We start from the raw sequence: 21,967 nt of genomic DNA on the forward strand, positions 1-21,967 counted from the left end.
GGAAATAAAGTCACCTGAGTTCGGTCTGTACTTTGAATGAAGCGTTTCATCTGCTCTCCCGGTGGTTTGGCCGTGAGCTTATTTTACCAGATGTAGCGTTTTTACACAGTCTGGGTCGAACTGAGACAGTCTATGTCTGATACAGTTGAGACTAATTTTGGCAATTGTCGGATTAAATCCAGAGTTTTACAGCTAAGTTACATGGATATAATGAATGCAGAACGGACAACTTCATCCCCACTGGGACTTACGGACATTAAAACTGCGTCCTTTTATTTTGCCGTTTCTCAAACAAGCCAAGGCCTTATCAACGCTGTCTCGTTTGATAGCCACATAAGCATGGGCATCAAAAATATCAATTTTGCCGACTTCGCTACCCGCAATCCCTGCTTCACCGGTTAAAGCGCCCAGTATATCCCCAGGACGCACTTTGTTTTTGCGCCCCCCGTCTATCCACAAAGTCACCATCGGCGGCTCGAACCGTTGTTCATGGTTCATCTGGAAAGGCGCCACTTCGTCCCATTTGGCTGAAATCGCTTGATACTCCTCAATAGCTTTAACCCGATTCATCTCCTTTTCTGTGCATAAACTTAGCGCCAGCCCTTTTTTGCCGGCTCGACCTGTTCGCCCAATCCGGTGTACATAAATTTCAGGATCCCAAGGCAACTCATAATTAATCACTGCCTGCATGTTCTTAATATCCAGTCCCCGCGCCGCCACGTCAGTTGCCACTAGAACCGAACAACTCTTGTTAGCAAAACGTACCAACACTTGGTCGCGATGTTTTTGCTCTAGGTCGCCATGCAGCGCCTGAACCGAAAAGCCACTGTTTTCAAGGGAGCTAGCCACATCCTGACAATCTCTTTTGGTGTTGCAAAAAACTACCGTAGATTCTGGCCGATAGTAGGACAAAAGATAGCCCAGCGCGCTGGTTCTTTTCGACTTTTCCACCTGATAAAAACACTGCTCAATATCGCTATCATGATGACTGGTTTCGATACTAACGGAAATCGGTTTAAACTGGAATTTTTGGCTCATTTCCCGAATAGGATCGGCATAAGTCGCTGAAAACAGCAATGTCTGACGGTGCGTCGGTGCATATGAGATCACGTCGGTAATAATCTCTTCAAAGCCCATATCCAGCATCCGGTCGGCCTCATCCAGCACCAACACCTTTAAATTGCTCAAACGTAAACTGCGTTTGCGCAGATGCTCCTGCAACCGTCCCGGCGTACCAACTACTACGTGAACGCCATACTCCAGCGAACCCAACTGCGGACCGAAAGGTACGCCGCCGCATAAAGTCAGCACCTTAATGTTTTGCGTAAACCTAGCCAGTCGCCGAATCTCCTTGCAGACCTGATCGGCAAGCTCCCTGGTTGGGCAAACGACCATCGCCTGAACCCTGAAACTGTTCAAGTCCAGCTTGGATAACAGGCCGATGCCAAATGCGGCGGTTTTACCGCTGCCGGTTTTAGCCTGCGCAATCACATCCCTGCCCTCAAGAATATGCGGCAGACTTTCCGCCTGGATAGGCGTTAAATGGGTATATCCCAGGGATTCGATGTTTTCGAGCAAGGCGGGCTTTAAAGCTAGGGATGAAAATTCGGTGGTGTTCACAAGGACTCTTTATATTGACGTGAATGACAGGGAAGTGCCGTAATTCAATTGCTTATGATACCAGATACTGGCATTTAATTTTTCCGCTATTACGAGCTCCCCGGCATTAGCTTAAAAAATTTCACCACGAAGACACGAAGAGCATGAAGTATTTTATCTTCGTGCTCTTCGTGTCTTCGTGGTGAACAATTAAGTCTTTATGAGTTTAATTAGCTGATACTTGTGTGAGCAGCACTGTCAGCCTATTTTTCCGACACATTAATAAACCCGTGCAAGCCGCGCTTGGACTTAACAGCCAACCAGTCTTTCAATTGCTTTAACTCTTCCGTTTCTTCCAAGTCATCCAGGCTTTGTTTGTTTTTTAACAGCCGGAATGCCGTCGACAACGCTTTATAGCGATCTCCGGTGATGCCTGCGCGTCTTAAGCCTACGGTATTCAACTTATAATGCCGGGCAGGACGTCCGCCAATCAGCATAAACGGGATAACATCCATATTAAGCCCGGTCGTACCCTGCACTATCGCGTACGAGCCTATTCTACAAAACTGGTGCGCAACCACAGCTCCGCCGATGAAAACATTATTGCCGACTTGAACATGTCCGCCGATCGCGACATTATTGGCAAATATAGTGTTGTTGCCGACGGTACAATCATGCGCGACATGGCTGTTATTCATAAAGAAACAGCCTGAGCCGATATGCGTTTCTGCATTTTCTTTAGAAGCCCGATGTGCAGTAAAGCCTTCCCTAAAGACGTTATTGTCGCCGCAGATGAGCCAGGAAACCGTCTCAGCCTTAAAGCCGGTATCTTGCGGCAAACCGCCTAATACCGCATGCGGATGTAAAATATTTCCATCGCCCATTTTTACATGACTGTGCACCACGGCATGAGCGCCTACCTGACAGTTAGCACCCAGCTGAGCGCCTGTCTCAATAACGGCAAAAGGCCCAACCGTAACGTTGTCTCCCAGTGACACATCCGGTGCTATGTAAGCGGTCGGGTGAATATTTTGAGCCATCTTTTATCCTCTTGGATGATATTTTGAATGTAATTCTTTTAGTCTTTCCCGGGCAATATGGGTATAGATTTGCGTGGTCGATAAATCCGAATGCCCTAGCAATAACTGCACGACCCGCAAATCCGCGCCATGATTTAACAAATGCGTGGCAAAAGCGTGTCTTAAGGTATGCGGCGACAATTCTTTGTTGATACAGGCCTTTTTTGCATGACGTTTGATAATATGCCAAAAAGCCTGCCTTGTCATATTCTCCGCCCGGTTGGTGACAAACAGATAATCGCATTGCCGTTCGCCGAGAATAGTTTTTCTGGCTTGAGTCATATAGTTTTCCAGCCAGCTCATGGCTTCTTCTCCGACCGGTACCAGCCGCTCTTTGTTACCTTTGCCGATGATTCTGACTACCCCTTGCCGAAAGCTGATCTGCTCAAACTTTAAATTAACCAGCTCGGATACTCTAAGCCCTGTCGCATACAGCATTTCCAGCATGGTTCTATCTCTAAAGCCCAGAGCATTGGTAACTTCAGGCGCATTAAGCAGCAACTCAACATCCTGTTCAGATAGAGATCCGGGCAGCGGCTTACCGATGTTGGGCGACTCTATCAATGCGGTCGGATCGACTTGAATGCTATTTTCTCGGATGTAATAACCGTAGAATCGGCGAAGACTGGACAAAATTCGCGCGGTAGAACGGCTACCTATGCCTTCTTTATAGCGACTGGAAAGAAATTCCGATAGTTGCCCCCCGTCCACTTCGAGCATCGGCTTTTCCTTCAGCCATTTGGCAAAAATCCTCAAATCGCTGCCGTAAGCCGAAAGCGTGTTATCGCTCAAACCCTGCTCAGCCCAGGCTGCATCGAGAAATTGGTCTATCAAGATGGTATTCATTTTTTGTAGCTTGCTTCGAATTCCAGTAATTTGTATTTTACTGACATTAAATCGCCATCGGTTTGTCCGCAATAACCGCCCATGCCGGAAACGGAAACCACCCGGTGACAGGGAATAAATAAAGCATAGGGATTATCCCTGCACGCGTTGCCGACAGCCCGCGCCGATGAGCCAATTTTTTTTGCCAATGCAGAATAAGTTATTGTTTCGCCGAAAGATATTTGGCAAAGCGCAGCCCAAACCTGATTCCTGTAGGTACTGCCTTGTTTTAACAATTTGATGTTAATGAGTTTGTTGGGATTCTGCCAATAAGTGTTTAATTCGTGTTCAACGAATGGACGTGTGCAAGCCCCCGGTTCCCAGTCTGTTTTGTTGATCACGCCTTGTTGGCTAGTTAAAACAAACTGTCCAGCCGGAGTCTGAAGCCTTACAACCTCTACGGCTCCCGAGCAGTTATCTACCCACTCAATTATAAATGGCATTAAACAAATCCTAGCTGATATTAATTATAAGGAATCTACAACTTTAGGTTTAAATATACAATCAAGCTAATCCGTTACCCATAAAAAAAGGCAGCTCAAAGCTGCCTTTTTTATCTCATGAAAACCGGCTTGATTAAAGCTTTTCTTTAATACGAGCCGCTTTACCGGTCAGGTCACGCAAGTAATACAATTTAGCACGACGAACATCGCCGCGACGCTTAACATTGATCTCGCTAATCATAGGGCTGTGCGTTTGAAATACACGCTCAACACCGGTACCGTGAGAAATTTTTCTTACTGTGAAAGCTGAGTTTAATCCGCGATTACGTTTTGCAATTACGATACCTTCAAAAGCCTGAATTCTTTCACGCTCGCCTTCTTTTACCTTAACTTGCACGACAACTGTGTCACCTGGACCAAAGTCAGGAATCTGTTTCAGTTGTTCCGCTTCCAATTCATCAATAATATTGCTCATACCACACCTTAATTTAAACCAACTCCACAATAAATTCTTTAAGCAAATTTTCCTGCTCTGCGCTCAAATTCTTTTTTTTCAATAAATCCGGCCGTCTCTGCCAAGTTCGACCCAAAGCCTGCTTCATACGCCAGCGCTCTATATCCGCATGGTTGCCGCCCAGTAAAACCTCCGGCACCGAATGACCATCAATCTGTTCCGGCCGGGTATAGTGCGGGCAATCCAGCAAACCATCGCTGTATGAGTCCTGCAGGGCCGAATCTTCATCGCCGAGTACCCCCGGCAATAAACGCGTCACCGCATCAATCACTATCAATGCAGCAAGTTCACCACCACTGATCACATAGTCGCCGATAGACCATTCCTCATCGCAATCCATCTCGACAAAGCGCTCATCAATGCCTTCGTAACGCCCCGCAACTAAAATTATCTGCGATGTTTTACTCGCCTCTGATAGCAAAACCTGTGTAATCGGCTTGCCTTGCGGACTCAAATAAACCACTTTGGCAGTTTTAGAGCCTGCCTGCTTTGCATCATGAACCGCTTCGTGCAATGGCTGATACTTCATAACCATGCCTGGACCGCCGCCGTAAGGCCGATCATCAACCGTTTTGTGCCTGTCGCGGGTATAATCTCTGGGATTCCATACCGACAAACTGACTATATTGCGCTCGATTGCCCTGCCCGTTACACCGCAACCCGCAGCTGCTGTTACCATTTCTGGAAATAATGTTACAACGTCAAAACGCATGCTGATAATTAAAAATCGGGATCCCAGTCGACAATGATTTTGCCTGCATCGAGATCAACGTTAATTATCGTTTGTTCCTGTAAAAACGGAATGACCCGTTCCCGCTCTCCCTGGATAATGATCACATCATTAGCACCGGTTTCCAGCAGACTATCAACTACACCTAACTGAACACCATCAATGGTTTCGACATTCAAACCAATCAACTCGGACCAGTAATATTCGCCTTTAGCAGCTTTTGGCAACTGGTCTCGGGTTATGAAAATATCCCAGCCCATTAGGCTTGCTGCGTGATCCCTGTCATTAATATTAGCCAGCTGAGCGACTATCGTCTTACCTTGCAACTGCCCGTCAACAACATTAACCGCTTTTGTCTGGTCGCCTTTTTTTAGCAACCACGGGGAATAAGTTAAAATATTTTCCCTTGGATCAGTGAAGGAAAATACCTTAACCCATCCTTTTACACCAAAAACGCCGGAAATTTTTCCAACGCTTATATGCTGCTCTGACAATTCAGTTTATGCCGCCGCTTTACGTGCGTCTTTAATCAATTTTGCAACGCGATCAGAAGCCTGTGCGCCGTTGGCTTTCCAATAATCAACGCGATCAGTGTCTAAACGCAATTTTTCTTCATTGCCACGCGCCAACGGATTAAAAAAACCAAGACGTTCAATATAACGACCGTCACGACCGCTTCTGCTATCGGTTACAACAACATGATAGAAAGGACGATTTTTCGCGCCACCTCTGGAAAGACGAATGGTTACCATCTAAGTTCCTCAAAAAACATTTAGTCAAAATTTAATCGACTTATTCTACTCGATTTTCTTTATAAGTAAAGAACAACACACTTGCCGTCAAGTTCATTCTCTTTAATCACTGAATAAGCAGTCATTACGCAACAATAATTATCTTCTCATACCCATGCCGCGCACATTATTTTTTATGCCTCGCATCATGTTCGCCATATTGCCCGATTTGAAGCGCTTCATCATTTTCTGCATCATCATAAACTGTTTCAGGATACGATTAACATCCGACAACTGCTGCCCGCAACCGTCAGCAATACGCTTCTTCCGATTGCCTTTGATCAGATCGGGATAACGTCTTTCTTTCATGGTCATGGAATTAATCACCGCAATCTGGCGCGATAATTCCTTGTCATTAACTTTATCTTTCATTTCTTGGGGGATACTGCTCATGCCAGGCAATTTATCCAACATGGAACCCACTCCGCCCATGCTCTGCATTTGCTGCAATTGCTCACGAAAATCTTCTAAGTCAAAAGCTTTGCCTTTTTGCAGCTTTTTGACCAGCTTCTCGGCTTTTGCCTTATCGACTTTCTGCTCGATTTCCTCAATCAAGCCCAATACGTCGCCCATACCCAAAATGCGGGACGCAAGACGATCCGGATAGAAAGGCTCCAACGCATCGGTTTTTTCGCCCATCCCGATAAACTTGATCGGCTTGCCGGTTATATGGCGAATAGACAGCGCCGCACCGCCACGTGCATCGCCATCCGCTTTGGTCAGAATAACTCCGGTTAACGGCAATGCATCATTAAAGGCTTTTGCAGTAATAGCGGCATCCTGCCCGGTCATGCTATCGACAACAAACAAGGTTTCGACAGGATTAATTGCTGCATGCAATTCTTTAATTTCGCCCATCATTTCATCATCAATATGCAGACGGCCTGCGGTATCGATAATGACTACATCAAGAAATTTTTTCTTGGCCGCTTCAATCGCATTTTTAGCAATATCGACCGGCTTTTGCGACACATCGCTTTCAAAGAACTCCAAAGAAAGTTCATTCGCCAACATCTGCAACTGTTTGATAGCCGCCGGCCGGTACACGTCGGCACTGACTACGCCGACCTTTTTCTTCTGGTTTTCTTTTAGCCAGCGGCCCAATTTAGCAACCGTCGTGGTTTTACCAGCACCTTGCAAGCCGGCCATTAAAATAATTGCCGGAGGAACAGCATTAAGATTCAGCTTTTCGTTGGCCTCGCCCATCACTGTTACCAGCTCGGCCTGAACCAGCTTAATCAGCGACTGGCCGGGCGACAAGCTGGACTGAACTTCCTGCCCTAATGCGCCAACTTTAATACGCTCAATAAAGTCCGTAACGACCGGCAAAGCAACATCAGCCTCAAGCAATGCCATGCGCACTTCGCGCAAGGTTTCTTTGATATTACTTTCAGTCAAGCGTCCTTGACCTTTAATCTTTTTAAGCGTGCTACCTAATCGATCGGTTAAATTATCAAACATATCAGTATCTTTATTAAATCTTTAGGGAAACCATTCACTAACACAAATGCGCTAGGACTATTTAGCGGGATATATTAACATAGCCATTAAGGCCTTTGCATTAAACACAAGGCAATTTAGATGCGGCTTATTATATTAGCAAAAGCATTCGACTCTATTACCAGAACCATATAGGCAATAAATTCACGCCGAACAATAGTGTTATCGATTGATTACAAACCAAACAAAAAACGAGCCTAATGAACACCACACTTGCTACGCTGTCAATTTGCACTTATCTGGCAAGCACGCTGATTATTGCCCGAGACATCCGCCGGAGTAGCAGCAAAGCCGTTCCGCCTCCTTACACACATCCGTACAAAAAACATATACCGCTTTATTTAGCATGGACGGCAGTATGCGCGCATATTTTATATACTGCTTTCGCTTTTCAGCAAAACAACAGCTTTAATTTTAGCTTTATCGGCGCCGCATCCCTGATCTCACTGATTGTCGCCTTGCTGTTACTCATAGCAACACTTAACAAACCTGTAGAAAAACTGGGGCTCGTTGTATTTCCAATTGCCGCTATTATGCTGGCGCTGGAACTGAATCTACAGGAAAAACCGCATCTACTGCACACACACAACTGGCAGATGAGCGTCCATATCTTAACTTCGATTATCGCATTCAGCCTGTTAAATATCGCCGCTTTGCAAGCCATTTTACTCGCTATTCAAGACCAGCAACTTAAAAGCCATCCGCCTAAACACTTCATCCAGTCATTACCGCCTTTGCAAACCATGGAAGCCTTATTGTTTCAAATGCTCGGCACAGGGCTTTTTTTTCTGACTATTTCACTGGTCAGCGGTTTTATTTTCATTGAGGATTTATTTGCGCAACATTTAGTGCACAAGACTGTTTTATCCATTATTGCCTGGATCATTTTTTCTTGTCTTTTGGTCGGACGAATGCGCTATGGATGGCGAGGACAAACAGCTATACGCTGGACTTTAACGGGTTTTATTTTGCTATTGCTGGCATATTTTGGCAGCAAACTGGTGCTGGAAATTATTTTGCACAGATAACAATCGCAGCCCTATTTAACTAATAGACTGCCGTTCGATTGACTTAATTTTATAGCGGCCCTTACCGGTTTCAATCCAATATAACTATGCTGGAAACCTTTGAAAATACACTCGATCCGTCCGATTGGAATGCCTTCCGGTTACAAGGCCACCGAATGCTGGACGACATGATCGACTATCTTAAACACTTGCGCGATCAGCCGGTCTGGCAGCCCATGCCTGAGGAAGTGCGGCATTCATTTCAGCAAGCATTGGATGACGGATACCATGATCTCGAAAAAGCGCACGCTATATTCATGAAAGATGTGCTCCCCTATGCATTAGGCAACGTTCATCCCGGCTTTATGGGCTGGGTTCATGGCGGCGGAACCCCAGTCGGTATGCTGGCAGAAATATTGGCCGCAGGACTGAACGCCAATCTTGGCGGGCGCGATCAGGCTCCGATCGAAATCGAACACCAAGTAGTGCAGTGGACCCGGGAGTTGTTCAATTTTCCGGAAACCGCCAGCGGTCTGTTTGTGACAGGAACATCCATGGCCAATTTGCTTGGCGTATTGATTGCCCGCACCGCATTGTTAGGCACCGATGTGCGCCGTAAAGGCATTACCACTAACAGCCAATCATTAGTTGCCTATACCTCAGCAAGCTCTCATATCAGCATTACCCAAGCCATGGATATTGCCGGTTTCGGTAGTGATGCATTACGTACGATATCTATTGATGAGCAGCACCAAATGGATATGGCCGCACTTGAGCTTGCGATTGCCGAAGACAAAAAAGCCGGCATGGTGCCGTTTTTCATTGCTGCAACTGTCGGCAGCGTTGGTGTCGGGGCCATTGATAATCTTCAGGCTATTGCCGAGCTTTGCCGACGCGAAAACATATGGTTTCACATTGATGGCGCATACGGCGCGTTGGCTATGCTGGCCCCTGATATTGCACCGCGCCTGCAAGGCATTGAGCGCGCCGATTCCATAGCCTTTGATTTCCATAAATGGGGACAAGTTCCCTATGATGCAGGATTTATATTAGTACGGAACGGTAAGCTGCATCACAATACATTTGCCTCTCCCACCGCTTACCTAAAACGGGAAGCACGCGGCATGGCAGCGGGCTCACCGTGGCCGTGCGATTTCGGCCCGGATCTGTCACGCGGTTTCAGGGCACTCAAAACATGGTTCACTATAAAAGTTTACGGCGAGAAAAAATTAGGACAAGTTATTTCAAATACCTGTGCCCTGGCCCAGTATATGAAACGGCGCATTGAAACAGAACCACGACTGGAACTGCTCGCCCCCGTTGCATTAAATATCGTATGCTTCCGCTATCGCAGCACCAATGCCAACAGGGTCAATGCAGACTTGGTGGTCGCACTGCAAGAATCCGGTATTGCCGCGCCGTCAACGACGACTATTAACGATCAACTGGCCATCCGTGCCGCTATTGTCAATCATCGCACTACGACAAATGACATTGATGCTTTAATCAATGCCACGCTTGCCCTGGGTGAAATTGTCGCAACAAAAGCTCAATCTTAGGAAAACTAATGCAAACCAATGAACTGATCGGCTTGGCAAAGCTAATGCGGATGGCCTACTCCGGCTGCGATCTTGCTCCTTTGGGCGCACAATTAATCGAACGCGCCGAAACCGATACCGGCGGCCATGCGCTAATGGACTTATCCACGGTTTTGCAACTCCGGGGCAACCGCGACTTAGCTTTAAATATGCAGGCTCAGGCTATCAAAAGCCAGCAAATATACTCCCCGCCCACAGCGACCGGACAGGTTAATATTCGTCTGCTTGCAATTATGGCAGCCGGCGATTTAATGGCAAATACACCGCTGGAATTCCTGCTGGAAAACTCCGATGTCGCCCTCGATATAGTTTATGTAACCCATGACTTGCCGTTACCGGCCGAACTCCCGGATCACGATGTGCTGTTTGTCGCCATTGCCCAATCCGATCAAAATATGCCGCTGTTAGAACAGATTGATGCCGCCATAGCCTCATGGCCGCGCCCGGTGCTGAACAGGCCGGATCGTATTGCATTAATGTCGCGTAATGAAGCTTGTGCATTATTAAAATCGGCTCCGGGAATCAACATGCCGATCACGATACGCGTAACCCGTCAGACCCTGGAACAAGTCGCCAATGAACGGCTGCCGCTTACCGATATTCTTGCTGACGGCAAATTCCCAATCATTATCCGTCCCGTCGACTCCCATGCAGGGAAAGACCTGGAAAAAATAGAGAATTTGGATACGCTGGCTAACTATCTGCACAACATGCCAAATAATGAGTTTTATATATCCCGTTTTGTTGACTATCGCGGGCAGGATGGTTGGTTCAGGAAATATCGCATCGTATTGATCGACGGCAAACCCTTTGTTTGCCATGTTGGCATATCCGAACACTGGGTAATCCACTACCTGAATGCAAATATGGCCGAAAGCGCCGAAAAACGCGCCGAAGAAGAGCGCTTTATGATTGATTTCGACAACGCCTTTGCCTGTAAACACACCGAAGCCTTCCACACCATTAACGAGCGGGTTGGACTGGACTATTTGGGCATCGATTGCGGCGAGACCGCCGACGGCAAATTGCTGATTTTCGAGATTGACAGCTGCATGATTGTCCACGCCATCGATCCGGTCGATATTTTTCCTTATAAACAACCGCAAATGAACAAAGTATTCGGCGCCTTTCGCCGGATGTTGCTGAGTGCGATGCAGCGCGGCGTTCTTTAAATTATCCATGCCATTCATCAGCTCAACGCCACAGCTTTGCTTGCGCTTGCAGGCACCAAAAGTAGGCGCTTTAGGCGAAGCCTGCACTCCCATAGCCGGTACTTCATAACATCGTTAACTATTGTGCAAAAACCATCCCAAAAATTGGATAGCTTGCCCCCCACCGAGCAACTTCTGGTTGCAGGCGGCGATGTCCGCCTCGATCTCGATCCGCTTAGCGGACTGAACAAATACGGTTGTCAACCGTTTCCCGATCCTCAATTGCTGGCATTCGGCTCCTCTACGGCGTCAGTCATTTCCACGGAAGGTTTCGCCGTCGCAGACCAGCTACGCCAAGACTTATTGGAGGCCATCAGCACCGACTCACCTAAAGCCGTCTACGACCAGCAAATCCAGAGGATTCGCTTGGAATGGCTGAAATTATGCGAGCTATCCGACGTCCCCGGAGTAGAGCTTATACTCTCATCATCAGGTACCGACATCCATGCCATCGCAGCCCAATATACAGGTAGCGGGATATCAACACCGGCACTGATAATCATGGTGGAAGCCAATGAAACCGGAAGCGGCGTGGCTTCAACCTTAAGCGGAAACTCCATCATCGGCAATAACGCCGTTGAAGTTGTGCAAGTATCCATTCGACTGGATGATGGGATGCCCAGACCTCCAGTGGAGATTGATGACGAAGTAGATGCCTTGGTTGCTAAAGCTGTTACCTCGGATCGACGCGTCCTGTTGATCCTTGTTGACCAATCCAAAACCGGATTAATTGCGCCGAGCCCAGCCTGCGTCATGACACTACACCGTCGCTATCCCGATAACATTGAAGTACTGGTCGATGCCTGCCAGTTCCGCATCGCGCTGCCGACTTTGCGCGCTTATCTGGAACAGGGCTTTATAGTCGCGTTGACCGGATCAAAATTTCTTTCCGCCCCGTCTTTTTCCGCTGCATTATTGCTTCCTTCAAGCATAGCGAAACGCCTCCAAAAACGCGCTTTTCCACGCGGATTATTATCTTGTTCATCTAATGTCCATTGGCCAGTCAATTGGGCTGGAGCTGAACATCTGGATCATATCGCCAATTTCGGGTTGCTGCTGCGCTTTAAAGTAGCCGTGGAAGAGCTGCGCCGTTTTTGCGCCGTGCAGCAAACAGACACGATAAATTTTCTGCAAACCTTTGCACAGGTGATCTTGCAACGCCTGATATCCGATCCTCACTTCGAAATCCTGCCCGTACCCCAACTCGATCGTCATCCATTAATACAGGCAAATAATTGGGATGATCTACAGACTATTTTCCCTTTTCTGCTTTACGACCCCCAAAATGATGTACGGATACCGTTAAACAGCGAACAAACCCGGAATGTTTATCAACGACTGCAAACCGAGCTTTTCAGTCCGGCAGACGGAGACGAAGTCCAAAGCTCGCCTTGGTCGGCCACACTTGACTTTACCCATCCCAACAGTAATATCGCCACAATACGCTGCCAACTGGGCCAGCCCGTTGCCTGCGGCACCCGTAATGGCATAGGGGTAAGCGCCTTGCGCTTATGCCTCAGTTCACGCCTGATAATCGAAGCAACTGCGCACGGTGATAAAGGCGCTACAATAATTAAAGATGCTCTGACGACTTTAGATAAAACAGCATTGCTAATCCAATCAAGTCAATGAGATCTGCTTCTGCCAGCTCAGCACCAATCGAATTAAAAACCTGAAGAATGAGTGTAAGATAGTTTTATTTAGACCGTAAAAACGTATACTATAAAAATCATAGCCTTATACGCAGAACTTATTGACATCACTCAGATGGCATTAAAAACATCAAGATACTGAATTAGCGATAGAACAATGAATGAAAACAGCAGCCTAATAGATACCAATGATGTCGGCCCTATTAAAACCAATGCCTTTGGAGAAAGATATTTTTACAACCTCAATCAAGATAGCTTTGACAAAATCAGTTCCCAGACCCTTTACAATGCAAAATTCGGTGATAGATTATTTCAAACCGATTCACTAAATATCATTATTGGCACTGATTCAGGTTTATTACCTCTATACCTGCAACAAAAAGGCTTACCAAAGGGTACTCGCTATATCTTTATCGAGCCGGCATCTATTCTTGAGCAGCTAAAGAACTATCGACTACTTGAAGAATTAGATCCCGCCATTGTCTGCATAACTCTTGATGAATGGAATGAAAATACTCAACTATTCAAAATACAAGACTATTTTTATATTAATTCTGTACATTCATTTAATTCGCTTTGCGCTGAAGATGATAATTGCAATGTCTATGCAGAACTCTGCTGGCATATTAACGAAGTGCTTGCCCAAGGTCATTGGAACGTAAATATGACTCTCGGCAACGAAACATTTACCACCCGCCAGATTGCCAATTTAGCAGACAACCTATTGCCCGCTAAGTTACTTAAAAATACCTTTCACGGAAAAACCGTGGTGTTGCTGGCAGGAGGCCCGTCTTTGGATGAAGCCTTACCTTGGGTGCAGGAACACCGCCAACAGATCGTTATTTTTGCAGTTTCGCGAATTTCCAGGCAGCTTAAAAACATCAACCTTGAGCCTGACTTTATTTTTTCCGTTGACCCCACCGAATTAAGTTTCGACATCAGCAAAGAGATGCTTACATTCAGCACTCAACCCGTTTTTGTTTATTCTTATCACACTGTATCGTCTCTAGTCAGCCAATGGCAGGGAATCGGTCTATATCTGGGAAGCCGGGTTCCCTGGAAATCAACCCTGAATCATGAAAATATTGACGGAGCAGGGCCGACTGTTACGAATACCGCGTTAAACCTGGCGCACTACTTCGGCTTTAAACGTATCATATTAGCCGGCGTAGATCTTTGTTTTACACGGGATGGATACACACACGCCAACGGCAGCGATGAACATATTGCCGGCCCCCGTTTTAATTTGACATCCTTACAAACAGAAACCAATGGCGATTTCATGGCTCCAACCAGTTGTGATTTTGCCGCCGCAATCAATACGCTAGCACTACAGGCTAAAGCCATTACTGCAACAGGCTGCAAAATAATTAACCCTTCAGCCAATGCCGCTAAAGTCAGCAACATAAACTACACTCCTTTGACAGATATCGAGCTTGACCCTAATCCGATTGATGCAACTGCAATTATTGCCGAACAAATAGCCTTTTCAAATCATCGTTTCCATAACGAGCAGGCAATCATCAGTGAACTTAAACGCGCTCAGTTTCAAATAAATGCCATCTTGCACCTAGCTGAGAATGCTTTAACAATAAATGAGAGTATGTATAGTGTTCACGGAACTATAGAAAACTACAAAGACAAAAGAAAACTCGACAAAATTGAAAAAAAACTCAACCGAGAACATCGCCAATTTAGCAAGCTTGTTAAAAAATTTGGTATCCGTAGCTTTATAAAAATCACCAAACCATTTACTGATGAAGATTGGAGCGCAGAAGAAACTAGAGAGATGGGCAATGCCTATTACGAAGCCTATCGTGATGGCGCAATCGCACTACTTAAATTAATCAGCGATGCTAAGGAGCGCGTTCTCTCCCGCCAGGAGGAAGCCAGCGACGAACCTGACTTTAATCTACTAGTCACCCAATGGCGCAAGGATCATAGCTTTGGTCGGGCCAGATCGTGGCAACAAAACCATCCCCATGCCAACATTCCAGAGGCGGTACAAACAGAGTTTAATGAATTAGAAAGACTGTTCATTTCCGTTCTAGACAATAAAAATACCGCACACATGGCGCGGGCAAAAAGTTATACTAGTTTTTTTATGTTAAAAAAACGCGCAGGCCTACTTTTCAAGCATCAAAAAATACAAGAACTAAATGACCTGCTATCAGGTTTACACAAACATGAAGAGCAAACAACCGCGATTCCGTATGTTTATTTAATTAACGGTTACCTGGCTGAATTACAAGACGACACTGAAACAGCCATAACTGCCTACCACAACATTATAGACAGCGAAGATTCTCCATTACTGGAAGAAGCTTTGTTAAGAATAGCGGTCATCGGCATCAGCACAAACGACATCGACAATACTAATGCTTACCTGTCACTACAATGTTTATCCCAGCTCAATCCCTTTTATCTACCCTTCTATGCGGAAGTAGTTCGTCTACGCGGCGATGCATTGGCGGCTATAGACGCTTATAACAATTACATCCGCCAGTTTCCTGAAGACACCTTGGTGCAAATGAAATTAACGATGCTTTATATAGAAAACAAGACTTACGACGCCGCAGAACTGATGATTGATTACATTCTGGCAAAAACACCGGATTCGAAAGTAGCCATGGACTTAAAAAAACAATTGGCTTATTCGAAGACTTTAAGTTGAAACTTATGACTTTGTGTGACCAAGCCCTAAAATTGTCCAGATTAGGTCAATCTGTCCTCCTAGAGCTGGAATATTAATACTGTAGGTACAACCGCCAACGAACAAAATTTTTCTCAGATAGTTAATCAGCTAGAGCCGTATGCATTAATGGCATGCCGACCCTTGTCGAGAGCCAATATCTGTTTTTCTACTATTTTTTTTTGCTCTTGTATTCTTGCAACAAAAACGGCATCCTGCTCAAGAATTGAGCGTGCCAAAGATTTTAAAGCCTCCGGTTCCGCAACAGCTTCTGAGAACAGTGCTTCTATACACTGCTGCCGCAAATCCAACGCGACTACTAATTGCTCCCATTGCTCTCCGGCAACATATTCAGAAATCTGAACAGACAGAGCCTTTAACTCTTCCAATTGCAACTGAGGATACTGATCCACCGACCAATCCTCAGTTTTTAATGGCATCCCAACCTTCTTTTATTTCCCTCATTAACGAAGCGACTTCATCCAGTATCTCCACGTCATTTTCAGAACTGGCTTGCAATAAACGATTGTTGATATAGGTATATAATTGACTAAGATTTACGGCGATTTCGCCACCCTTTTCTAAATCAATCGCTTCATTTAAACCCCCAACTATTGCCATTGCTCTGGATATATAAAGGCTCTTTAATTCCATATCAGAACGAGCCATAGCTCCTTTCGCCGTATTAACCCGAGCCAAAAAACCGTCCATTAACATCTGTATCAAATAATGTGGTGAAGCATCTGTTAAGCTACTTTCATTATGCACATTAGCGTATTGATTTACGCCTCTTTTATAAGTACTAGGATACATATCTGTCTTCCTCTATCTCACCCGAACCGCTGAGTAAGAAATGCACTTGTCGACTTAAACTGGCCGACTGCTAAGTCCATTGCAATAAACTGCTTTTGTAACCCTTTTTGTAAATTGTCCAGGCGAAGCTGGATAGCAGTTCTTTGTTTACCGAGAGTTGTCAAAGTTTTACTCAACGATGTTTGTTGAGAATCCAAAGGACCTCCCGATTGCAAAAATTGGGTCAATTTGGTATCCAGTCGGACAGCAACACCATTAGCTGATGCGAATACATCACTTACAGCTGAAAGATTAGATGCCAAAGCTGCATTCAGCTTGGTACTGTCCAGCGCCATAACCCCGCTTTTATCAATTGTAATACCGATCATCGCCAATGAATCGTAACTACTGGTAGCTGAGGTCACCGGATTACTTGCATCCTGTCTCAAATTATTGCTTATATTACGCAAGGTCGAATTCCCCAAAAGAGAACCATTGGTTGCCCCTTTGGCTGTACCGCCATAAAAACCTAAACTAGCGGTAGTTGTATGAAGGCTATTGTATGCAGTTACAAAATCAGTAATCGTCTTATTAATCGCCGCATTATCCAAGTTAACATTCAAATTAACAATCGTTCCAACTGCAGCGGATTGCAAATTCAATGTAACGCCTGAAAGCACATCAGTAATTGTGTTAGTGCTGCGGGTTGCATCCAATCCATCGACTTTTATCACGGCATCATCTGCTGTCACTGTACTGTAGTTTGCGGGAACAGAGGTATCAAGCAAATTCAATCCAGCATCACCGCCTGTAACAGCAACGGCAAATCCATTAGCAACACCCGTATCTTTGGATGTCAACACTAATTTTGAAATAGTTGTACCTGGCGTCACTGTAGAATCCACATTAATAATACTGGCTGTAACGCCATTATTCCCTGACGCGGCATTAATCGCATCGCGGACATCAGTCAGTGTAGCGTTGGGTCCAATGGTTGCAGAAAATGGCGTTTTTGTGGAACCAGGCCCATAAGTAAAATTAAGCGTTCCCCCAGTTACTGTAACAGCCGCTGCCGAATTAGCATACTCAGTGGTTGCAATCGATTGCTGTGCTTTAGCCAACTTAGTTACTTCTACAGTATGACTTCCCGCCACCGAGCCAGGACCAGTAGTAGCGGTAAAAATAGATGGATTCGCAGAAACAGCCTGAGTAGTTTTAAATAAATTTACATCAAGAAGCTTTTTTACCGCTGTTTGAAAAGTTGATAAAGAGCTTTTTAATGTGCCAAGCCCGCTTAACCGGGTTTGAGTAGCCGTTTCCTGGCGTGTAATAGCATCAAACTGAGGCTTGCCTTCAGCTTGAATCAGCTGACTAACAATGCCATTGATGTCCATGCCACTACCAATCCCGGTTGAAGATGAAATAGACATAACTTACCTCCCTAGCCATTAAAGCAATTTATAAATTAAGCTCTATGTTGAATAACAGAGCCTTTTTCACCGTCTAGCTCCTGCATCTTTTTTATAAATGCCAGCATATCTTCCGAAGGAATCTGACGCACTGTCTCACCTGTCTGGTTATCAACAATTTTTATCACAACTTTTTTTGTTGATTCATCCACTTTAAACTCTAAATTCCGATTTAAAGATTGAAGTAATGAATTACCAGCAACCGCTGCCGACTTTAACGTATCCAGAGGCGTTATGTCAGAGCCAAGCTCCTTTTCCTTTTCTTTTTCCTTTACGCTATTCGTCGGCAAGACTGACTCAGGTTCAATTTTCTTCTCAATTACCGCATCCGATTTCAAAGAAGCCGATTCTTTGTTTTGCCGATTATTTTTCATAGCTGGAACTGGAACAAGCTTCGATACATTTGTAATTTCACTGTTCATGTCACTAACCTTTTGTTAATCCCATCTTCCAAACGGAAAAGGCTGCAGTGACTCTGCAGCCTTAACCCTCCCTGGTGTTTCCATAATAGCTTACCTGAGCAAGCTAAGCACCGATTGTCCAGTTTGGTTCGCTTGTGCCAACATCGCTGTTCCAGCTTGTTGTAAAATTTGAGAACGACTCAAGCTGGCTGTTTCTTGAGCAAAATCGGCATCTAATATCCTTGAACGTGCAGCGCTTTGGTTTTCAATTGAAGACTGCAAGTTGGCTATTGTAGTGGTAAACCGGTTTTGAACAGCACCCAATGTCGATCTGAACTTGTCAACTTTTGCAATTGCGCCATCAATAGCGCTCATTACGCTCCTCACTCTGGTTGATGTCACAGAACCAATATTCCCCGCACTTGCTGCCATATTAATCACTTGGCTAAGACCTGAGGTGACCGCTAGATTAGACACAGTAATAGAGATTTGGTTATTGGTCGCAACATTTGCCCCAATTTGAAAATTAACACCTGCCAATGACCCATTCAGAATTTTCTTTCCGTTAAATTCCGTGTTGCTTATAATACGACTTACCTCAGCACCCAATTGTTTAAATTCGGCACCCAGTTTCTTGCGATCGTCAAGACTGACAGCACCAAAGTTAGCGGCCTGAACTGCCAAATCACGCATACGTTGTAAGGTTTCGGTAATATTTCCCATCCCAGCTTCAGCCGTTTGAGCCATAGATATGCCATCATTCGCATTTCTTACCGCCACCGTCATACCACGGATTTGCGCGGTCATCTTGTCAGTGATCGCCAAACCCGCCGCATCGTCTTTTGCAGAGTTGATCCGCAAACCTGAAGACAGCCTTTCCATTGAAGAAGCAAGCGTCAGACCGGACTTATTTAAATTCCGTTGAGCAGTTAATGCTCCCAAGTTTGTATTAATTTGCATTGTCATGATCGTATCTCCCTAAAATCCCTCGGATTATCCAAGGGAAAAAATAATATATGTAACAAAAATTTGTTGAAACTTTGACTCGAAAAAGTTATCGGCGTGCATTTAAATTACTTTAATTTTTTTTCAGAAATATTTGGAAAATTCACCTTGAGCGCGTAAAAAATCGGCCTCCCTGCCTATGTCCAACCAATACTCATGAACAGGAAACATTGAAACCAACTCCCCCGCCTCAATTTGCTGATTTAAAAACAGCGGCATATCAATCTGTTGCTGCTTGGCAATAGTTTTTACTAACGCTTGATTAAGCACATAAACCCCGGCATTAGAAAAACAACTTTGTATGGGTTTTTCGACAATACCAGTGATTCGCTGAGCATCAATACTGACAACACCGTAAGGAATCTGATACTCATACTGACGAACACATAACGTTGCCACCCCCTGACGCTCATTATGGTAGTCCAGCAAACGGGGGAAATCGATCTGCGTCAGAATGTCGCCATTCATCACAATCATCGGAAAATCCGGCAAGTCACTCGGCAATAGACCCAATGCTCCCGCAGTTCCTAAGGGTTCACGCTCCTCAACATAGTTAATTTGCACTCCCCAGCGCTGGCCATCGCCAAAATAGTCTTTAATTTGGTCCGCTAGATAATGGACGGCAATATAAAAATTCCTGAATCCTGAACTGACAAAATTTTCGATAATCGTTTCAAGAATCGGCTTGCCGCCGATTTCCAACAAGGGCTTAGGACAAGTATCAGTCAAAGGCCGTAAACGTGTACCGAAACCGCCTGCCATCAAGAACACTGGATTCTGGAAATGCGGCTGTTTATATAATCCCTGCAAAGTTTCCAGCCTAACCACTTTGCCATCAGCATCCAAAACCGGCAGATGAATTAAAGTATGCGCTTCCATAATGGCACACATCTTAGTTTTGGAATCATTAACCGATACCACTTTGGGATGTGCATTCATGACTTCTGCTACAGCATGATCTAAAGGAAGCCCTCGAATCAAAGCCCTCCGTATATCGCCGTCAGTGACCACACCGGCTAGTTTTCCAAGATCATCAATAACTAACGCGATCTGTAGCGCCGCTTTATCTATCACATGAATGGCTTCCTGCAGACTGGTTTCCGGATTGATGAGTGCGTTGCGCCAGTTATGTTTCATACCTTATCTCTCTATAGATTTTATTTTCGAACGAGGCGGATAAACAATCTGGCTACAAGCAATATCCTGCGTTACGACACTACCGGCACCAATAATGCTGCCCGCGCCAATACTAATGCTCTGAATAATTTTTGCGCCCGTTCCTATATGAACATAATCGCCCACTTCAACAGTGCCGCTAAGTACAGCCCCCGGAGCGATATGAACATGCCTTCCAATGCGGCAGTCATGTTCAATAATTGCGCCGCTATTGACAATCGAATTTTCAGCAATTTTTGTGCCTGCCTGAATAATGACGCCAGCCATCACTTGTACCCCATCACTTAACTCAACATCAGCAGCAATGAACGCAGTTGGGTCAACCAGGGTTTTGAAGTGATAGCTTTTGTCATTAAACGTATTAAACAAGCTGGCTCGCAAACCTTTATCTTTCGGGAGCGAACCCACACCGTTAATCAGCTCAACTTCTGCCGCCGAATAATTAAATACCGCATTATCGGCACCCAGAACATTAAGTCCGTGCAACACACTTCCTACAGATTGATTCGGATCAACAATACCTACTAATCGACAATTTAGCCGACGGAGAATATCTATCAGGACTTTAGCATGTCCGCCGCCGCCCAAGATAATGATGGGTTTAGTCATTGCACTCTTAAATTAGTTCATCTGCATCATAATTACGGCTGCTCGACTCACTCAATAGCGCCCAATAATCCATCGGACTTCTTCCTGTTCCGGGGCGCTTTATGGTCAAATTTGTTTCAGTAAACCGTTCCCCTAATGAAATTGAGCATCTTGCAACCAGACTTTTACGAACAACCTTTTGATTCTCCAGCTCCAACGGCTGTGGGCATTTAACCCCCTGCCCCAAAGCTTTTCCAACATCCCTGATGTCACGAACCATCGCTTTAAGCTCATCAGGCTCAAGAGACACTTTATGATCGGGACCTTGTTGGGTTCTATCCAGCGTAAAATGCTTTTCGATAACTGTCGCACCTCGAGCTACAGCTGCAACAGACACAACCGAACCTATACTATGATCCGAATAACCCACACTAAGGCCAAAAGCCTGCTGCAAAACATCCATTGCTTTCAGATTAATATTTTCCATTGGCGTTGGATATTCGGAAGTACAATGCAATAAAGTCACATTTTTCCGCAATACAGCCTGCCCTTGCTCAGAGCCGTAGGCCTGCTGAAAAGCGGTGAGCGAGGATGGCTGCTGCGCTCCCAAATAACCGAATGCCAACACGCCCAAGGCTGCTTCCACTTCGCCCAAGGTCGCCATGCCTGTAGACAGGATAATTCGTTTACCGGTTTGTGCATGGGCCAATAAAAACGGCCCGTTAGTGATCTCTCCTGAAGGTATTTTTAGTGTTTCGACGCCTAGCTCACGCACAAGAAAATCAAGACTTTCAAAATCAAATGCCGTCGATAAAAATTCAATTCCCAGCTTTCG

At 45.3% G+C, this 21,967-nt stretch carries 22 protein-coding genes; 5 read left to right on the top strand and 17 right to left on the bottom strand.

All coding sequences use genetic code 11. The annotated features are described in order from the left end of the window. Positions 1-231: 231 nt before the first annotated feature. The 9 genes from dbpA to ffh all read right to left on the bottom strand — a co-directional run bounded on the left by dbpA (position 232) and on the right by ffh (position 7,502). Positions 232-1,620: an ATP-dependent RNA helicase DbpA gene (gene dbpA, locus EPO18_RS08385; protein ID WP_292432908.1), complete on the bottom strand. Its 1,389-nt coding sequence runs from the start codon at positions 1,618-1,620 to the stop codon at positions 232-234. Positions 1,621-1,862: 242 nt separating this feature from the next. Beyond that, positions 1,863-2,639: an acyl-ACP--UDP-N-acetylglucosamine O-acyltransferase gene (gene lpxA / locus EPO18_RS08390; RefSeq protein ID WP_292432909.1), complete on the bottom strand. Its 777-nt coding sequence runs from the start codon at positions 2,637-2,639 to the stop codon at positions 1,863-1,865. Between the two features lie 3 nt (positions 2,640-2,642). After that, a complete protein-coding gene (gene xerD / locus EPO18_RS08395) occupies positions 2,643-3,524 on the bottom strand; it encodes a site-specific tyrosine recombinase XerD (protein ID WP_292432910.1) in 882 nt (293 codons plus the stop codon). Continuing rightward, positions 3,521-4,006 (bottom strand): methylated-DNA--[protein]-cysteine S-methyltransferase, encoded by a 486-nt coding sequence (locus EPO18_RS08400; RefSeq protein ID WP_292432911.1) that lies wholly within the window; start codon positions 4,004-4,006, stop codon positions 3,521-3,523. Before EPO18_RS08400 ends, xerD begins: the two co-directional genes overlap by 4 nt. Positions 4,007-4,139: 133 nt before the next feature. After that, complete coding sequence (rplS, locus tag EPO18_RS08405) at positions 4,140-4,481, bottom strand: 50S ribosomal protein L19 (protein WP_292432912.1); 342 nt, start codon at positions 4,479-4,481, stop codon at positions 4,140-4,142. Positions 4,482-4,494: 13 nt separating this feature from the next. Further along, positions 4,495-5,232, bottom strand: coding sequence for a tRNA (guanosine(37)-N1)-methyltransferase TrmD (trmD, locus tag EPO18_RS08410; protein WP_292432913.1), 738 nt, complete (start codon positions 5,230-5,232; stop codon positions 4,495-4,497). Between the two features lie 8 nt (positions 5,233-5,240). Then, positions 5,241-5,744: a ribosome maturation factor RimM gene (rimM, locus tag EPO18_RS08415; RefSeq protein ID WP_292432914.1), complete on the bottom strand. Its 504-nt coding sequence runs from the start codon at positions 5,742-5,744 to the stop codon at positions 5,241-5,243. A gap of 6 nt (positions 5,745-5,750) precedes the next feature. Further along, positions 5,751-6,002 (bottom strand): 30S ribosomal protein S16, encoded by a 252-nt coding sequence (rpsP, locus tag EPO18_RS08420; protein ID WP_292432915.1) that lies wholly within the window; start codon positions 6,000-6,002, stop codon positions 5,751-5,753. A 138-nt stretch (positions 6,003-6,140) separates the two neighbouring features. Continuing rightward, the gene (ffh, locus tag EPO18_RS08425) at positions 6,141-7,502 is read right to left on the bottom strand and encodes a signal recognition particle protein (RefSeq protein ID WP_292432916.1); all 1,362 of its coding nucleotides are present in this window, start codon (positions 7,500-7,502) and stop codon (positions 6,141-6,143) included. A gap of 239 nt (positions 7,503-7,741) precedes the next feature. Here ffh and EPO18_RS08430 point away from each other — a divergent pair, with 239 nt between their 5' ends. From EPO18_RS08430 to EPO18_RS08450, 5 genes are all read left to right on the top strand, one after another. Beyond that, positions 7,742-8,569, top strand: a complete 828-nt coding sequence (locus tag EPO18_RS08430; protein ID WP_292432917.1) for a cytochrome C assembly family protein — start codon at positions 7,742-7,744, stop codon at positions 8,567-8,569. 86 nt (positions 8,570-8,655) lie between these two features. After that, positions 8,656-10,107 (top strand): pyridoxal phosphate-dependent decarboxylase family protein, encoded by a 1,452-nt coding sequence (locus EPO18_RS08435; protein ID WP_292432918.1) that lies wholly within the window; start codon positions 8,656-8,658, stop codon positions 10,105-10,107. Positions 10,108-10,115: 8 nt separating this feature from the next. Continuing rightward, the gene (locus tag EPO18_RS08440) at positions 10,116-11,318 is read left to right on the top strand and encodes an ATP-grasp domain-containing protein (protein ID WP_292432919.1); all 1,203 of its coding nucleotides are present in this window, start codon (positions 10,116-10,118) and stop codon (positions 11,316-11,318) included. A gap of 123 nt (positions 11,319-11,441) precedes the next feature. Continuing rightward, a complete protein-coding gene (locus tag EPO18_RS08445) occupies positions 11,442-12,989 on the top strand; it encodes a hypothetical protein (RefSeq protein WP_292432920.1) in 1,548 nt (515 codons plus the stop codon). 177 nt (positions 12,990-13,166) lie between these two features. Then, positions 13,167-15,683: a motility associated factor glycosyltransferase family protein gene (locus tag EPO18_RS08450; protein ID WP_292432921.1), complete on the top strand. Its 2,517-nt coding sequence runs from the start codon at positions 13,167-13,169 to the stop codon at positions 15,681-15,683. A 125-nt stretch (positions 15,684-15,808) separates the two neighbouring features. Here EPO18_RS08450 and EPO18_RS08455 read toward each other — a convergent pair whose 3' ends face one another. The 8 genes from EPO18_RS08455 to EPO18_RS08490 all read right to left on the bottom strand — a co-directional run. After that, complete coding sequence (locus EPO18_RS08455; protein WP_292432922.1) at positions 15,809-16,141, bottom strand: flagellar protein FliT; 333 nt, start codon at positions 16,139-16,141, stop codon at positions 15,809-15,811. Continuing rightward, the gene (fliS, locus tag EPO18_RS08460) at positions 16,125-16,514 is read right to left on the bottom strand and encodes a flagellar export chaperone FliS (RefSeq protein WP_292432923.1); all 390 of its coding nucleotides are present in this window, start codon (positions 16,512-16,514) and stop codon (positions 16,125-16,127) included. Before fliS ends, EPO18_RS08455 begins: the two co-directional genes overlap by 17 nt. 17 nt (positions 16,515-16,531) lie before the next feature. Further along, positions 16,532-17,923 (bottom strand): flagellar filament capping protein FliD, encoded by a 1,392-nt coding sequence (fliD, locus tag EPO18_RS08465; RefSeq protein WP_292432924.1) that lies wholly within the window; start codon positions 17,921-17,923, stop codon positions 16,532-16,534. 35 nt (positions 17,924-17,958) lie between these two features. Next, positions 17,959-18,384 carry a flagellar protein FlaG gene (locus EPO18_RS08470; protein ID WP_292432925.1) on the bottom strand — a complete coding sequence of 142 codons (426 nt, stop codon included), beginning with the start codon at positions 18,382-18,384 and terminating at the stop codon, positions 17,959-17,961. 90 nt (positions 18,385-18,474) lie between these two features. Next, positions 18,475-19,329 carry a flagellin N-terminal helical domain-containing protein gene (locus EPO18_RS08475; RefSeq protein ID WP_292432926.1) on the bottom strand — a complete coding sequence of 285 codons (855 nt, stop codon included), beginning with the start codon at positions 19,327-19,329 and terminating at the stop codon, positions 18,475-18,477. A 123-nt stretch (positions 19,330-19,452) separates the two neighbouring features. Beyond that, complete coding sequence (locus EPO18_RS08480; protein ID WP_292432927.1) at positions 19,453-20,505, bottom strand: nucleotidyltransferase family protein; 1,053 nt, start codon at positions 20,503-20,505, stop codon at positions 19,453-19,455. Positions 20,506-20,508: 3 nt separating this feature from the next. Then, a complete protein-coding gene (locus EPO18_RS08485) occupies positions 20,509-21,153 on the bottom strand; it encodes an acetyltransferase (RefSeq protein WP_292432928.1) in 645 nt (214 codons plus the stop codon). Between the two features lie 7 nt (positions 21,154-21,160). Further along, positions 21,161-21,967 (bottom strand): N-acetylneuraminate synthase family protein (locus tag EPO18_RS08490; RefSeq protein WP_292432929.1); only part of this gene is annotated, 807 nt, incomplete at its 5' end.

Source organism: Methylobacter sp., assembly GCF_004322395.1.
GTDB lineage: Bacteria > Pseudomonadota > Gammaproteobacteria > Methylococcales > Methylomonadaceae > Methylobacter_A.

Excerpts from the sequence above, each read along its gene's own strand:
- EPO18_RS08480 (WP_292432927.1), bottom strand. The coding sequence starts at position 20,505 with ATGAAACATAACTGGCGCAACGCACTCATCAATCCGGAAACCAGTCTG.
- EPO18_RS08485 (WP_292432928.1), bottom strand. The coding sequence starts at position 21,153 with ATGACTAAACCCATCATTATCTTGGGCGGCGGCGGACATGCTAAAGTC.
- EPO18_RS08450 (WP_292432921.1), top strand. The coding sequence starts at position 13,167 with ATGAATGAAAACAGCAGCCTAATAGATACCAATGATGTCGGCCCTATT.
- EPO18_RS08400 (WP_292432911.1), bottom strand. The coding sequence starts at position 4,006 with ATGCCATTTATAATTGAGTGGGTAGATAACTGCTCGGGAGCCGTAGAG.
- xerD (WP_292432910.1), bottom strand. The coding sequence starts at position 3,524 with ATGAATACCATCTTGATAGACCAATTTCTCGATGCAGCCTGGGCTGAG.
- ffh (WP_292432916.1), bottom strand. The coding sequence starts at position 7,502 with ATGTTTGATAATTTAACCGATCGATTAGGTAGCACGCTTAAAAAGATT.
- EPO18_RS08470 (WP_292432925.1), bottom strand. The coding sequence starts at position 18,384 with ATGAACAGTGAAATTACAAATGTATCGAAGCTTGTTCCAGTTCCAGCT.
- fliD (WP_292432924.1), bottom strand. The coding sequence starts at position 17,923 with ATGTCTATTTCATCTTCAACCGGGATTGGTAGTGGCATGGACATCAAT.
- EPO18_RS08435 (WP_292432918.1), top strand. The coding sequence starts at position 8,656 with ATGCTGGAAACCTTTGAAAATACACTCGATCCGTCCGATTGGAATGCC.
- rplS (WP_292432912.1), bottom strand. The coding sequence starts at position 4,481 with ATGAGCAATATTATTGATGAATTGGAAGCGGAACAACTGAAACAGATT.
- EPO18_RS08430 (WP_292432917.1), top strand. The coding sequence starts at position 7,742 with ATGAACACCACACTTGCTACGCTGTCAATTTGCACTTATCTGGCAAGC.
- lpxA (WP_292432909.1), bottom strand. The coding sequence starts at position 2,639 with ATGGCTCAAAATATTCACCCGACCGCTTACATAGCACCGGATGTGTCA.
- trmD (WP_292432913.1), bottom strand. The coding sequence starts at position 5,232 with ATGCGTTTTGACGTTGTAACATTATTTCCAGAAATGGTAACAGCAGCT.
- EPO18_RS08475 (WP_292432926.1), bottom strand. The coding sequence starts at position 19,329 with ATGACAATGCAAATTAATACAAACTTGGGAGCATTAACTGCTCAACGG.
- rpsP (WP_292432915.1), bottom strand. The coding sequence starts at position 6,002 with ATGGTAACCATTCGTCTTTCCAGAGGTGGCGCGAAAAATCGTCCTTTC.
- fliS (WP_292432923.1), bottom strand. The coding sequence starts at position 16,514 with ATGTATCCTAGTACTTATAAAAGAGGCGTAAATCAATACGCTAATGTG.
- EPO18_RS08455 (WP_292432922.1), bottom strand. The coding sequence starts at position 16,141 with ATGCCATTAAAAACTGAGGATTGGTCGGTGGATCAGTATCCTCAGTTG.
- EPO18_RS08440 (WP_292432919.1), top strand. The coding sequence starts at position 10,116 with ATGCAAACCAATGAACTGATCGGCTTGGCAAAGCTAATGCGGATGGCC.